The following is a 14,973-nucleotide window of genomic DNA, read 5'->3' on the forward strand; positions in this document are numbered from 1 at the left end:
TGTACCAAACACTCGTTATCAAAACAATTAAGATTGAACATATGTTTTTTGTTCAATGAATAAGGGTGGTACCGTGGAAAGAAAATCTTTTCGCCCCTTTAGCCGCAGCTGTGGCTTCTATGGGGTGGAGAGATTTTTTTATTGTTAAATTGCAGAATGTTCACTGTTTTTCAATGGGATAGTTAACGAGAGACTATGTAAGGAGGCATTAAGAGATGAGTACAAAGGTAAAAAAACAAGAGCAACAACAAGCTAGTGAAACACCCAAACAAATGTCAGGTTCAAGTATGTTAATGGAGGCCTTAGCCAAAGAGGGTGTTGACGTTATTTTTGGCTATCCCGGTGGTGCTATCCTACCAACATATGACGAAATTTATAAAACGGGTATCCATCATGTTCTAGCAAGACATGAACAAGGAGCTATACATGCTGCAGAAGGGTATGCAAGAGTATCTGGTAAACCTGGTGTCTGTGTTGTAACATCAGGTCCAGGAGCAACAAATGTTGTAACAGGTATTGCAGATGCGATGATAGATTCGTTGCCATTAGTGGTCATTACAGGTCAAGTAGCAACGTCTTTAATCGGAACGGATGCATTCCAAGAAGCTGATATGATTGGGATAACAATGCCTATCACAAAGCATAATTACCAAGTTCGTTCTGTTGAAGAATTTCCAAGAATCATCAAGGAAGCTTTCCATATTGCTACAACAGGAAGACCTGGTCCAGTTCTAATCGATTTACCAAAAGATATTTCACTTACAACTGGAACATTTGATTATGATAAAGAAGTTAATATCCCAGGATATCAACCAACTATCATTCCAAATCGTTTGCAAATCCGCAAAGTAGTTGAGGCCGTTGAAGAGGCTAAGCGTCCAGTTATATTAGCAGGTGCTGGAGTTTTACATGGGAAAGCTGCAGATGAATTGCTAGAATATGTTGAAAAAACGAAAGTTCCTGTTGTTAATACATTACTTGGCCTAGGAAGTTTTCCAGGAGACCACGATTTATTTCTAGGTATGGGTGGAATGCATGGGACATACACAGCTAACATGGCAATTTACGAATCTGATTTGTTGATAAGTATTGGTGCCAGATTTGATGATCGCCTTACAGGAAGTCTTGCTCATTTTGCTCCTAATGCTCGAGTCGTTCATATTGATATTGATCCGGCTGAGATTGGAAAAAATGTTAAAACAGATATCCCAGTAGTTGGTGATGCAAAGCATGCATTGAAAATGGTTTTAGAAGAAACAGAAGTTCCTGGTAATACTACTGAATGGTGTAATAAGCAAATGGAAAGAAAGCAAGAATTTCCACTATGGTATCAGGAAGATGGCGATGTTATTAAGCCACAAAAACTGATTGAATTGATCCATGAAGTAACAAAAGGCGATGCAATTGTAACGACAGATGTTGGCCAGCATCAAATGTGGTCAGCTCAGTTCTATCGCTTTACAAAACCAAATCGCTGGGTAACTTCCGGAGGACTTGGAACAATGGGCTTTGGTTTCCCAGCTGCGATTGGAGCTCAGTTTGCAGAGCCCAAGTCACCTGTAGTTGCTGTAATTGGAGATGCTGGATTTCAAATGACAGCGCAAGAGCTTTCCATCTTACAAGAACTTAATATTCCAGTCAAAGTTGTCATTCTAAATAATGCATCATTGGGAATGGTTAGACAATGGCAACAACTATTCCATGGTGAACGTTATTCTAATTCGTTGTTCCCTATTCAACCGAACTTTGTAAAGCTTGCAGAGGCTTATGACATTAAAGGGATGAGAGTTGATAACCTGTCAGATCTTAAGGGTGCATTAGAAGAAATGTTAGCCCACCCAGGACCAGTTTTAATGGATGTTCGGGTAGCGAAAGACGAAAACGTATATCCAATGATCGCACCAGGTAAAGGGCAACATCAGATGGAGGGGGTTAAGCCATTATGAAACGAACAATTACAGCACTCGTAAATAATACCTCAGGTGTATTAAATAGAATTACCGGTCTGTTTGCTAGACGTCATTACAACATTGAAAGTATTACCGTTGGAGTGACTGAAAACCCATCAATCTCTAGGATGACGTTTGTAGTTGCAGCAGATAGTATGGAGAATATAGAACAAGTAATTAAGCAATTAAATAAACAAATAGATGTTTTAAAAGTAAAAGATATAACTGATGAGTCAATTGTTGCAAGGGAATTAGCTCTTATTAAAATTGCAGCAACTCCACAGCAACGTGGAGAAGTTGCTGCCCTTGTAAATCCATTTAGAGCAACAATTATCGATGTAGGTCGTGAATCCATGACAATTCAGATTACAGGCGATCATCCAAAAGTCGAAGCATTTATAGAATTGCTTCGACCGTATGGAATTAAAGATATTGCTCGTACTGGGATAACTGCATTTAATCGTAGTACAAAACTTCCGGTAAATGATCCGTATCGATTGACACTTATCAACTAAAATAGTGAATTCATAAATTCAAATATAGTAAAACACTTATTAGAGGAGAGATTTATAATGGCAAAAGTTTATTACAATTCAGATGTTAATGAGGGAGTATTACAAGGGAAAAAGGTTGCAGTCATCGGATATGGCTCACAAGGTCATGCTCACTCTCTAAATATGCGTGAAAGTGGTCAAGATGTAATCATCGGTCTACGTCCAGGAAAATCTTGGGATAAAGCTGTAGAAGATGGATTTGAAGTATATTCTGTACGTGAAGCTGCAGAGCAAGCTGATCTTATCATGATTCTTCTTCCTGATGAGCTTCAACCGGTTGTGTATAAAAATGAAATTGAGCCAGTATTAACTGAAGGGAAAACTCTTGCATTCGCACACGGTTTCAATATTCACTTTAACCAAATCGTGCCACCTAGTAATGTAGATGTGTTTTTAGCTGCACCAAAAGGACCAGGACACTTAGTACGTCGTGTATTTGAAGAAGGTGGTGGTGTACCAGGATTAATCGCTGTATACCAAGATGCTACTGGTAACGCTAAAGACATTGCACTAGCTTATGCTAAACAAATTGGTTCTGCGCGTGCTGGCGTTTTAGAAACAACTTTCCAAGAAGAAACTGAAACAGATTTATTCGGTGAGCAAGCAGTACTTTGTGGAGGAGCATCAGCGCTTGTAAAAGCTGGTTTTGAAACACTTGTTGAAGCTGGTTATCAACCAGAAGTTGCTTACTTTGAGTGTCTACATGAGTTGAAATTAATTGTAGACTTAATGTATGAAGGTGGACTTGAAACAATGCGTTATTCAATCTCAGATACAGCTCAGTGGGGAGATTATGTAGCGGGTCCTCAAATTGTTACTGAAGATACGAAGAAAGCTATGAAAAAGGTTCTTACTGATATTCAAACTGGTAAATTTGCAAAAGGTTGGATCCTTGAAAATCAAGCAAACCGTCCTGAGTTTACAGCAATTACAAGAGCTGAGAGTCAACATCCAATTGAAGTCGTAGGTCGTGAACTACGTGAAATGATGCCATTCGTAAAGGCAAAATCAAAAATCTAAGGAGTGGTAGTAGTGCGGAAGATTAATGTTTTCGATACCACGCTACGAGACGGAGAGCAGTCTGCTGGTGTGAACTTAAACTTTCAAGAAAAGCTAGAAATAGCAAAACAACTAGAGCGTTTGGGTGTAGATATTATTGAGGCTGGATTTCCAGCCTCCTCACAAGGTGACTTTTCCTCTGTTCAAGCAATTGCTCGAACAGTAAAAGGTAGTTCGGTAACTGGTCTGGCCCGTTCACTTGAGCGTGATATTGAGACAACTTGGGAAGCGCTGAAAGATAGTGCAGAACCAAGAATCCATGTTTTCATTGCCACATCTCCCATTCATATGGAATATAAGCTAAAGATGACTCCAGATGAAGTCATTGAAAATGCAGTAGCAGCTGTTAAATTTGCGAAGAAGAAATTCCCACAAGTCCAATGGTCGGCAGAGGATGCTAGCCGTACGGAACTACCTTTCCTTGCAAAGATTATTAGAGAGGTTATTGATGCGGGGGCAACTGTTATTAACCTACCTGATACAGTTGGTTACACAACACCTTACGAAATAGGTCAAATGTTTAAATACGTATCAGAAAATGTGCCTAATATTGACCGTGCAATTTTGTCAACGCATAACCATGATGACCTTGGAATGGCCGTTGCCAACTCATTAGCTGCTATTCAAAATGGTGCTGGCCAAGTTGAGTGTACGGTAAATGGAATTGGCGAGCGTGCTGGTAATGCTGCGCTTGAGGAAATTGCTGTTGCTTTAAATATTCGTCAAGATCATTATCAAGCTGATACTCGTTTAGTATTAAATGAAATTAAAAGAACAAGTTCTCTTGTTAGCAAATTGACTGGTATGGTGATTCCAAGTAATAAAGCTGTTGTCGGCGCTAATGCGTTTGCACATGAATCAGGTATCCATCAAGATGGTGTTTTGAAAAACAAAGAAACGTATGAAATTATTACACCAGAGTTGGTCGGAGTATCTTCTAACAGAATGGTTCTTGGAAAGCATTCAGGACGTCATGCATTTAAAGAAAAGCTAACAGAATTAGGCTTTAACGGAACAGATGAACAACTACAAAAAACGTTTACTGCGTTCAAAGATTTAGCAGATAAGAAAAAAGACATTACAGAGGATGACTTATTTGCCCTTATGACAGAAACAACAGTTGGTTCTGCAGTTGCGCATTACGAGCTTGAAACACTGCAAGTTAACTATGGCACTACGAATATTCCAACGGCAACAATCACGATGAAATTGCCAACTGGTGAAACTGTTCAAGAAGCTGCAACGGGCTCCGGTAGTGTCGAAGCGATCTACAATACACTTGAGCGTGTCATCAATGAGCCAATTCTATTAATGGATTATCGTATTCAATCAACAACTGCTGGGCGTGATTCATTAGCAGAAGTGTATGTAACGGTTAATTATGATGGTGCAGAATCTTCTGGGCGCGGAACGGCTCATGACGTATTGGAAGCTTCAGCGAAAGCCTATATAAATGCCGTTAATCGTACGATTAATAGAAAACAATTTAATGAACAACGTACAAATCCAATAAACGTATAAGGGGGAAAGGAACATGAAAAAACGTATTGCCATTCTCCCTGGTGATGGGATCGGACCAGAAGTATGTGAAGCTGCTACAAACGTATTGACAGAACTTGGTCGTTTATATAATCACGATTTTGAATTCAAGTATGCGGACCTTGGTGGGGTTGCAATTGATAAAGTTGGGAATCCATTGCCAGATGGGACTCTATCGATTTGTAAACAAAGTGATGCTGTTTTATTAGGTGCAGTAGGGGGCCCTAAATGGGATACTCTTCCAGGAGATCAGCGTCCAGAAAAAGGATTGCTTCGTCTTAGAAAGGAACTTGACCTATTTGCAAACCTACGCCCTGTCACGATTTATGATGCTCTTGCAGATTCTTCCCCACTTAAGGATGAAATTATCCAAGGGGTTGACCTTGTTATCGTCCGTGAATTAACTGGGGGTCTTTACTTTGGTGAACCTCGCGAACGTCGAGGTGAAGGGGCTGAAGAGCTTGCTATTGATACCCTTTTATACTCGAGAAAAGAGATCGAGCGTATTGTTCGAAAGGGATTTGAATTTGCTAAAATTCGTGGTGGAGAACTAACGTCTGTAGATAAAGCAAATGTACTTGAATCAAGCCGTTTATGGCGTGAAGTAGTTGATGAAGTTGCTAAAGACTATCCTGACGTTACTTATAGCCACATGCTTGTTGATAATGCTGCCATGCAACTTGTTCGAAATCCTAGACAATTTGATGTAATTGTTACTGAGAATATGTTTGGAGATATTTTGAGCGATGAGGCGTCTATGATTACAGGTTCTTTAGGGATGTTGCCGTCTGCTAGTCTAAGTCAAGATGGCCCTGGTTTATTTGAGCCCATTCATGGATCAGCTCCAGATATAGCGGGCAAAGGAATCGCCAATCCACTCGCTACATTATCTTCCATTGCGATGATGTTAACTTATGCATTTGACATGACAGAAGAGGCCGCAACACTTTCGAGTGCTATCAATACGGTTTTAGAGAATGGTCATCGAACTGCTGACTTAACGAATGATGCTAGTTCGGCTTTATCAACAAGTGAGATGACGAAGCTTGTTATTTCTGCTCTAACAAAAAAAGAAGTTATTTCATAAATTTAGTCACATAGCACGAGGAGTGACTCATAACCTTACATCTAATCCTAGTTACGAAAGCATGGTAGTATACTACAGTGTTTTTCACAAGTTAACTAGGATTAGAGTTTTATGAGTCAGCTTCTAATCTAAAAAATTCATAGAGAGACAGGGGGAGCAACAAATGGCACCTAAAACGATAATAGAAAAAATTTGGGAATCGCATGAAGTATTAAAAGAAGAAGGCAAGCCAAGTCTACTCTATATCGATTTACACATGGTCCATGAAGTAACATCTCCACAAGCATTTGAGGGATTGAGACTAGCAAATCGAAAAGTGAGAAGACCAGACTTGACGTTTGCTACAATGGACCATAATGTTCCGACGGTAAATCGTTATGATATTTCAGATCAAATTGCTAGAACTCAAATGGAGACACTTGAGGCAAACTGTAAGCAATTTGGTATTGAGCTTGCTGACCTTGAACATCCTGAAAATGGTATTGTTCATGTGATTGGGCCGGAGTTAGGCTTAACTCAACCAGGAAAAACAATTGTCTGTGGTGATAGTCATACGTCTACACATGGAGCATTTGGAGCACTTGCCTTTGGGATTGGAACGAGTGAAGTGGAGCATGTTTTAGCGACTCAAACGCTTTGGCAAGCTAAACCGAAAACATTAGAGATTCGTGTAACAGGTAAGTTGTCACCAGAAATTTCTGCTAAAGATGTGATTTTAGCGATTATTTCTAAATTTGGAGTTGGTATTGGTACAGGTTCTGTCGTAGAATTCACTGGCGAAGCCATCCGTGGAATGACGATGGAAGAACGTATGACGATTTGTAACATGTCAATAGAAGCTGGAGCTAAAGCTGGCTTAATTAGTCCAGACCAAGTGACATTTGATTATTTAGAAGGTCGAGAGAATGTTCCATCGGGTGATGCTTTTGTTAAAAAAGTAGAAGAATGGAAACAATTAGCGACAGACGAAGGAGCAACATATGATCGTGTTGTGACAATTGATGCATCTGAAATTGAACCAATGGTAACTTGGGGTACAAATCCATCACAAGGTCTTGGAATTTCAAAAACTGTTCCATCTCCAACTGATGGTGAAACAGAAACTGACCAACGTGCTATTCAACAAGCTTTGGAATATATGGAGCTTACACCTGGGACGCCAATTTCAGCAATTCAAATTCAACATGTGTTTATCGGCTCTTGTACGAATTCACGACTAAGTGATCTTCGGGCTGCTGCTAATGTCATAAAAGGCAAAAAAGTTTCAGAGAATGTACGTGCACTTGTTGTACCAGGTTCACAAAAAGTTAAGCAAAGAGCAGAAGAAGAGGGAATTGATAAGATCTTCATTGACGCTGGATTTGAATGGCGTAGCTCAGGTTGCAGTATGTGTTTGAGTATGAACCCTGACGTTGTTCCAGAAGGAGAACGTTGTGCGTCAACTTCAAATCGTAACTTTGAAGGGCGTCAAGGTAAGGGATCACGCACTCATTTAGTGAGCCCTGAGATGGCAGCTGCAGCAGCAATTGCTGGCCATTTTGTAGATATCCGTGAGTGGAAGCAACAAAAAGTAACACAGTAGGGGGGAGTAACATGGAACCGATTGTTAATCATAAAGGTACAGTTGCGACAATGAATCGAGTAAATGTTGATACAGATCAGATTATTCCTAAGCAATTTTTAAAGCGAGTAGAGCGAACAGGTTTTGGGCAGTTTTTATTTTATGACTGGCGCTTCCTTCCGGATGGTTCACCTAATCCGAAATTTGAGTTGAACCAGGAGCATAATCAAGGAGCAACTATTTTAGTAGCAGGACACAATTTTGGTTGTGGTTCTTCTCGTGAACATGCACCGTGGGCTTTGCAAGATTATGGATTTAAAGTCATTATTGCTCCGAGTCTTGCTGATATTTTTTATAATAACTGTGTAAAAAATGGAATGCTTCCAATTAGATTAGATGAGAAAAAGGTGAAACAACTCCTAACTAAAGGAGTGGACAGTTCTTTTGAGCTGAGTGTGAGTTTAGAGGATCAAACGATAACTGGGGATGGATTTGAAGCAACATTTGAAATTGATCCATATTGGAAGGAAATGCTTTTAAATGGTTGGGATGAAATCGGGCTAACATTAAAGTACGAAGATGACATCTTAGCATTTGAACAGAAGGCATAATCTCATCAATTAGGTAATTCTAGGCTAAAAAACGAACCGTTAAAGCGTAACTTCGTACAGCCTTGAATTACCTTTTTCTGTAAGTGGCGATTGTGATTTAAGAAGGTCATTTTTTATAGATTATCGTGAATCCCAATTTTATGAGCTGAAATTAACGGTTATACTTGTAATGCAGTATTATACGATAGATTGTAATGAATGGCTGGAGCTGCTACACTTAAATGAAAGCATGGAAGGAATTTTTTTGTGAGTTCAAAAAGAGACTAATATTTAAGGCGTATCATTATTATAGGTAACAAAGAGGTCAGCCGCTTTTTGAACATGCCAAAATAACTCATATAAAGAGTGGGGCGGTACCAGTGGATAAACGAAAACATAAAAAGGATAAGAAGGTTATATTATACCCTGGTCTTGTTAAGCGCCTGATTGAAAAAGGAATGGATGCTTTAAAAGAAAAGGATGGAAAATCAGCTTATGACTTCTTTTTATCAGCAGAAGAACATGAACCAGATAATCCCCAAGTTATGTTTGGTAAAATGTTAAGCTTAGTTGAATTAGGTCGGTTGGAAGAAGCTGTGGAGCATACAAATAGTTTATTGAAAGAAGGTATTGGAGACTATTTTGACAATCTGCAAGTCCACATCTCATTACTTGTACAATTAGGAAAATATCAAGAAGTAGTGGATATGCTTGATGCAGTGCTTTCAGAGAATCAGTTTCCTTCTCAATATGCAGAATCTCTTTATCAACTTTTGCATTTTAGCAGACAGATGGTAGGTGATCAAGATTGGGGAAATCAGCATGATGCTCATGATGAACCTGTTCCAGTAGAGATTAGTAATATGCTTTACTCTGATTCATTAGAGCTTCAGTCAAAAGCGCTTCAGCATTTACGAAATGTTGAACATCCGAGTGCTGCTAGAGAATTAATTGGTTTTCTTAAACTAGAAAAACGGGATTATGTGCTCCAAAGTATTGCATTGAAGGCGTTACAAGAAAAGGATTGTAAGGAAAGCATACATATTGAAAAACAAGGAAGAAAGATGACTGTTATTCCTAATGAATTAAACAGTCAGTCATTCCAATTATTTCATGAAAAGGTAATAGATTACATAAGCGAAAAACTTGAGCATAAAGATCCTCTTTTATATGAAATCTCTAAGCAATTATGCTGGACACACCTTTGGGCGCTCTTTCCATTTTTACCAGAGCCACATGATGAGATGCTATGGGGAGACGTTTTTTATTTTTGTGCTGCCGAACGGATCGGTCTAGAAGAAGATGTTGAAGATTTAATAGAGCGTTATCAATTTAAAGATCAATTATTTGAAGAGAAAATCAAGGAAGTGAAGAAATTAGAAACTTCCGTCTATCAAATTGATGTTCATAATTCTTTAAATAAACAGGATGAAACGTAGGCCTGGGCTTGGATCAACTATTTGAATTGATCTAGTGTTATGTTATACTAGAGTGGTTGTCAAAGATCATAGAAGAAATCTATCGTTCGGAAACGAAGATGTGTATAAGTTGGAGGGAAAGTATATGACTACAAAATGGGAAAAGTTAGAAGGAAATGAAGGCGTCCTTACAGTTGATGTAGCAGCTGAGAAAGTTGACGCTGCTCTTGATCAAGCGTTCAAAAAGGTTGTTAAAAAGGTTAATGTACCAGGATTCCGTAAAGGAAAGGTACCTCGCTCTTTATTCGAAAAGCAATATGGTGTTGAATCACTTTATCAAGATGCCCTAGATATTTTACTACCAGAAGCATATGCTGGTGCAGTTGAGGAAGCTGGAATTGAGCCAGTGGACCGTCCAGAAATTGACATTGAAACAATGGAAAAAGGTGCTACTTTAGTATTTACGGCAAAAGTAACCGTGAAACCAGAAGTTGAGCTTGGTGAATATAAAGGTCTTGAAGTAGAAGAACAAGATACAACAGTAACAGATGAAGATGTTGATGCAGAACTAAAACAACTTCAAGAGCGTCAAGCTGAACTTGTAGTAGTTGAAGATGGAGCAATCGAAAACGGAGATACTGCTGTATTTGATTTTGAAGGCTTTGTAGATGGTGAAGCGTTCGAAGGTGGACAAGCTGAGAACTATTCTTTAGAAATCGGTTCAGGTCAATTCATTCCAGGTTTTGAAGAGCAGTTAGTTGGCTTAAAAGCTGGAGAAGAAAAAGACGTAGAAGTTACATTCCCAGAGGAATACCATGCAGAGAATTTAGCTGGTAAGGCTGCAACGTTTAAAGTGAAAATCCATGATATCAAGCGTAAAGAATTACCTGAGCTTGATGATGAGTTTGCTAAAGATGTAAATGAAGAAGTAGAAACGTTAGATGAGCTTAAGACTCAACTAAAAGATAAACTTCAAAAAGATAAAGAGCACCAAGCTGAGCATGCTGTTCGTGATTCAGTAGTAGAAAAAGCAGCTGAAAATACTACAGTAGATATTCCAGAAGCAATGATCACTACAGAGGTTGATCGTATGCTTCAGGAATTCGAACAACGTCTTCAAACACAAGGTATGAACTTAGAGATGTACTTCCAATTCTCAGGTCAAGATGAAGAAGCAATGCGTGAGCAATTTAAGACAGATGCAGAAAAGCGTGTGCGTGTAAATCTTACCCTTGAAGCAATTGCAAATGTAGAAAATCTCGAAGCTAGTGATGAGGATGTAGACAAAGAAATTGAGAAAATGGCTGAAATGTACCAACGTTCTGCTGAAGAAATCAAAAATATTTTTGCAGCTCAAGGTGGTCTTGAAGGTCTTAAAGGCGATCTTAAAGTACAAAAAGCTGTTGAATTTCTTGTCGATAACAGCAAAAAAGCGTAGGAATTTGATAAGTAGTGTTACTTTATTGGAAACAAGGTGCGAATTGATCGTGCCTTGTTTTTCGATTTCTTGAGGAAAGGGCATGCTACTTGTTCAATATAAATGTATGGGGAGTACAAGAATTGAACAAGCTTATTAAAAGAATGGATACAGGCAAAAATAGCTATGTAATGAAATTTGTTCAAGAAAAAGGATTTTTATAGCTTAATCTTGAATGTATAACTAATCCATACATAAAATGAAGTAATCAACCTTGATTGCTCGTCTTCTATGTCTAATCAGAATAACTAGTACATAGGATTCCGTTACTTTTGAGGGCTTGGAGGTGCAGATTCTAGAATTAGCTCAGTTTCTAGTTTAAATCAGATTATAATTGTTTCTTAGTATACTCGTAATCGGAAGAATAAGAGTTATCTTTAGGGATCTAAGCGTTTATATGATACAATGACGAGACATACGGTTATTTAGTCTTGTTTACTTATCTGATCGTAGTTATCATGTATTGTCGTGTCCATTCAGAAAATAGCCTATATTTAGGCAGCTTTGCATGAGGATGGTACAATATTTTCTAAGGGGTGAAGATTGAATGTTTAAGTTTAATGAAGAAAAAGGACAACTTAAGTGTTCTTTTTGTGGAAAAACACAAGATCAAGTTCGCAAGCTAGTCGCCGGACCTGGCGTGTATATATGTGATGAATGTATTGAACTATGTACGGAAATTGTGGAAGAAGAATTAGGTACAGAAGAAGAAGTAGAGTTTCAAGAAGTTCCGAAACCAAATGAAATTAGACAAATATTAAATGACTATGTTATTGGACAGGATCGCGCGAAGAAGTCATTATCAGTTGCTGTATACAATCATTATAAACGCATTAACTCATTATCTAAATCGGATGAAGTTGAATTAGCAAAAAGTAATATTTGTATGATTGGGCCTACTGGTAGTGGAAAGACACTTCTTGCTCAGACATTGGCTCGTATTTTAAATGTGCCATTTGCGATCGCTGATGCTACATCTTTAACAGAAGCTGGTTATGTTGGGGAGGATGTTGAGAACATTCTTTTAAAACTAATCCAAGCAGCTGATTATGATGTTGAAAAAGCAGAAAAAGGCATCATCTATATTGATGAGATTGACAAAGTAGCACGTAAATCTGAAAACCCGTCTATCACAAGAGATGTTTCGGGTGAAGGTGTACAACAAGCCCTTCTGAAAATTTTAGAAGGTACAAGTGCTAGCGTCCCTCCTCAAGGTGGACGTAAACATCCACATCAAGAATTTATTCAAATTGATACAACAAATGTTCTCTTCATCTGTGGTGGAGCCTTCGATGGAATTGAACAAATTATCAAGCGTCGTCTTGGTAAAAAAGTAATTGGTTTTGGATCCGAAGTGAAACAAGATGATTTAAAACCGGGTGAATATTTAGGTAAGGTATTGCCGGAAGATCTATTGCGTTTTGGTTTAATTCCTGAATTTATCGGTCGTTTGCCAGTTATCTCAAGTTTAGAGCCACTTGATGTAGATACTTTAGTGGAAATTTTAACACAACCCAAAAATGCACTTGTGAAACAATATAAAAAATTATTAGAGCTTGATGATGTAGAACTTGAGTTTACAGAACAAGCTTTACGTGAAATAGCTAATAAAGCAATTGAGCGCAAAACGGGTGCCCGTGGTCTGCGTTCGATTATCGAAACATTGATGCTTGATGTTATGTTTGATCTTCCGTCACGAGAAGATATTGTGAAGTGTATTATTCACGACAAATGTGTTACAGATGAGGAGCCACCGACATTATTATCAGCCGACGGTGAAGAAATTACTTTGTCTCAAACAGAACCAAAGGAAAGTGCATAATAATGGAAAGAGCGAATCCAAGGGGATTCGCTCTTTCAGTTGTAAATGGCCTTTAATAAGGCATACGAACAAAAATCATGTTGAAATTCTCCAATCATTCTCAAAAGTTTCTTTGATTAGTGTTGTTTTTCCCGGTCATACTAAGGGAAACAAAAAGACTACTTCTGGGAGGTTTCATCATGAACTGGACAGGAATTGCTTTGGTGATACAACTTTTCTTTGGTATTATCATTGGTGTCTACTTTTGGAATTTATTAAAAAGTCAGCGAAATCAAAAAGTATCAATTGATCGCGAATCGAGAAAAGAGATGGACGAACTAAAAAAGATGAGGTCTATATCTTTAAGTGAACCTCTGTCTGAAAAAGTTCGACCAATCTCATTTGATGATATTGTCGGACAAGAAGAAGGGATCCGGTCATTACGTGCGGCATTATGTGGACCTAATCCTCAGCATGTTATTATTTACGGACCACCAGGTGTTGGAAAAACAGCTGCAGCTCGTTTAGTTTTAGAGGAAGCAAAAAGAAATGCGCAGTCTCCATTTTCACACGATGCTGTATTTGTAGAACTTGATGGTACAACAGCACGTTTTGATGAAAGAGGGATTGCAGATCCATTAATTGGGTCTGTCCACGATCCTATTTATCAAGGTGCTGGTGCGATGGGACAAGCAGGAATTCCTCAACCCAAACATGGTGCAGTTACAAAAGCTCATGGAGGCATGCTTTTTATTGACGAAATTGGTGAATTACATTCAATTCAACTAAACAAATTATTAAAGGTGCTAGAAGACCGTAAAGTGTTTCTTGAAAGTGCCTACTATAGTGAAGAAAATCAACAAATCCCAAGGCATATCCATGAGATTTTTCAAAAAGGATTGCCAGCTGACTTTAGGTTGATTGGCGCCACAACAAGAACTCCTCAAGAACTGCCACCAGCAATACGCTCTCGTTGTTTAGAGGTATATTTCCGTGCATTAAAGCCAGAAGAAATTATAAAAATTGCTGATAAGGCAACGAAAAAAATACAATTTTCAGCTGAAGAAGGTGCGATCGAGCGAATTGCGAAATACGCAACGAATGGACGTGAAGCAGTTAATATCGTTCAAATTGCGGCAGGAGTAGCAACAGGAGAAGGGCGCGAGGAAATAACAGTAGCAGACGTCGAATGGGTACTTCATGCAAGCCAAATTGCTCCAAGACCAGAAAAGAATATTCACAATGATTCAGCAATTGGGCTTGTTAACGGATTAGCGGTATATGGTCCTAATTTAGGTGCTTTATTGGAGATAGAAGTAAACGTTATTGAGAATCCAGGTAAAGGTTCCGTTAATATAACTGGTATTGCCGAAGAGGAAAGCACGGGAAATCAAATGCGTTCAATCCGAAGGAAAAGTATGGCTAAAGGCTCTGTTGAAAACGTAGTAACTGTGTTGAGACGTATGGGAATCCCAACTCAAGATTATGATATTCATGTAAACTTCCCCGGTGGTGGACCAGTAGATGGGCCATCGGCAGGAATTGCAATTGCAACGGGTATTTATTCAGCGATCAGAGGAGAAAAAGTAAAAAATACAGTTGCCATGACAGGAGAATTAGGGATTCACGCAAAAGTAAAGCCAATTGGTGGTGTCGTTGCGAAAGTGGAAGCTGCTAAGCTGGCTGGAGCTGAAACAGTCATTATTCCAAAAGAAAATGAACAAGCATTACTTCAGACCATTTCAGGTATAGAAGTGATAGCAGTAGAGCATTTAGATGATGTTTTAAAACTTGCCATTGTGGAAGAAGAAGAAGAAACGATTCCGGCAAGTACTGAACTGAATACATCTATCGCGCCTGTTTAATAGACAAACATATGTTGATAAGATAAAATTGAATCATTCAAGTTATTTTGGTAATAATGCCAGATTATACTAA

General features: G+C 38.6%; 11 protein-coding genes and 1 other annotated feature (1 of these 12 cut by a window edge). All 11 genes read left to right on the forward strand.

What is annotated here, in order from left to right:
* Positions 1-101: a binding site (T-box leader), on the forward strand; it begins 139 nt to the left of the window's first position.
* A 114-nt stretch (positions 102-215) separates the two neighbouring features.
* The 11 genes from ilvB (at position 216) to lonB (ending at position 14,900) form a co-directional block, all read left to right on the forward strand.
* Complete coding sequence (ilvB, locus tag AC1FXZ_RS20600) at positions 216-1,946, forward strand: acetolactate synthase large subunit (protein ID WP_480057166.1); 1,731 nt, start codon at positions 216-218, stop codon at positions 1,944-1,946.
* Positions 1,943-2,464, forward strand: coding sequence for an acetolactate synthase small subunit (gene ilvN, locus AC1FXZ_RS20605; protein ID WP_480057168.1), 522 nt, complete (start codon positions 1,943-1,945; stop codon positions 2,462-2,464). The genes ilvB and ilvN overlap by 4 nt, the downstream gene beginning before the upstream one ends.
* Before the next feature lie 57 nt (positions 2,465-2,521).
* The gene (gene ilvC, locus AC1FXZ_RS20610) at positions 2,522-3,523 is read left to right on the forward strand and encodes a ketol-acid reductoisomerase (RefSeq protein WP_480057170.1); all 1,002 of its coding nucleotides are present in this window, start codon (positions 2,522-2,524) and stop codon (positions 3,521-3,523) included.
* 12 nt (positions 3,524-3,535) lie between these two features.
* The gene (locus AC1FXZ_RS20615; RefSeq protein WP_480057172.1) at positions 3,536-5,083 is read left to right on the forward strand and encodes a 2-isopropylmalate synthase; all 1,548 of its coding nucleotides are present in this window, start codon (positions 3,536-3,538) and stop codon (positions 5,081-5,083) included.
* A gap of 13 nt (positions 5,084-5,096) precedes the next feature.
* Complete coding sequence (leuB, locus tag AC1FXZ_RS20620) at positions 5,097-6,188, forward strand: 3-isopropylmalate dehydrogenase (RefSeq protein ID WP_480057174.1); 1,092 nt, start codon at positions 5,097-5,099, stop codon at positions 6,186-6,188.
* 163 nt (positions 6,189-6,351) lie between these two features.
* Positions 6,352-7,770 carry a 3-isopropylmalate dehydratase large subunit gene (gene leuC, locus AC1FXZ_RS20625; RefSeq protein ID WP_480057176.1) on the forward strand — a complete coding sequence of 473 codons (1,419 nt, stop codon included), beginning with the start codon at positions 6,352-6,354 and terminating at the stop codon, positions 7,768-7,770.
* Positions 7,771-7,781: 11 nt separating this feature from the next.
* Positions 7,782-8,360: a 3-isopropylmalate dehydratase small subunit gene (gene leuD, locus AC1FXZ_RS20630; protein WP_480057178.1), complete on the forward strand. Its 579-nt coding sequence runs from the start codon at positions 7,782-7,784 to the stop codon at positions 8,358-8,360.
* Between the two features lie 359 nt (positions 8,361-8,719).
* A complete protein-coding gene (locus AC1FXZ_RS20635; protein WP_480057180.1) occupies positions 8,720-9,778 on the forward strand; it encodes a tetratricopeptide repeat protein in 1,059 nt (352 codons plus the stop codon).
* Positions 9,779-9,902: 124 nt separating this feature from the next.
* On the forward strand, positions 9,903-11,195 hold the full coding sequence (gene tig, locus AC1FXZ_RS20640; protein ID WP_480057182.1) for a trigger factor: 1,293 nt from the start codon (positions 9,903-9,905) through the stop codon (positions 11,193-11,195).
* Positions 11,196-11,781: 586 nt separating this feature from the next.
* Positions 11,782-13,056 carry an ATP-dependent protease ATP-binding subunit ClpX gene (clpX, locus tag AC1FXZ_RS20645; RefSeq protein WP_480057184.1) on the forward strand — a complete coding sequence of 425 codons (1,275 nt, stop codon included), beginning with the start codon at positions 11,782-11,784 and terminating at the stop codon, positions 13,054-13,056.
* Between the two features lie 179 nt (positions 13,057-13,235).
* Positions 13,236-14,900: an ATP-dependent protease LonB gene (lonB, locus tag AC1FXZ_RS20650; RefSeq protein WP_480057186.1), complete on the forward strand. Its 1,665-nt coding sequence runs from the start codon at positions 13,236-13,238 to the stop codon at positions 14,898-14,900.
* Positions 14,901-14,973 lie beyond the last annotated feature (73 nt).

The sequence above is a fragment of the Halalkalibacter sp. HAAS-P014 genome (assembly GCF_056619965.1).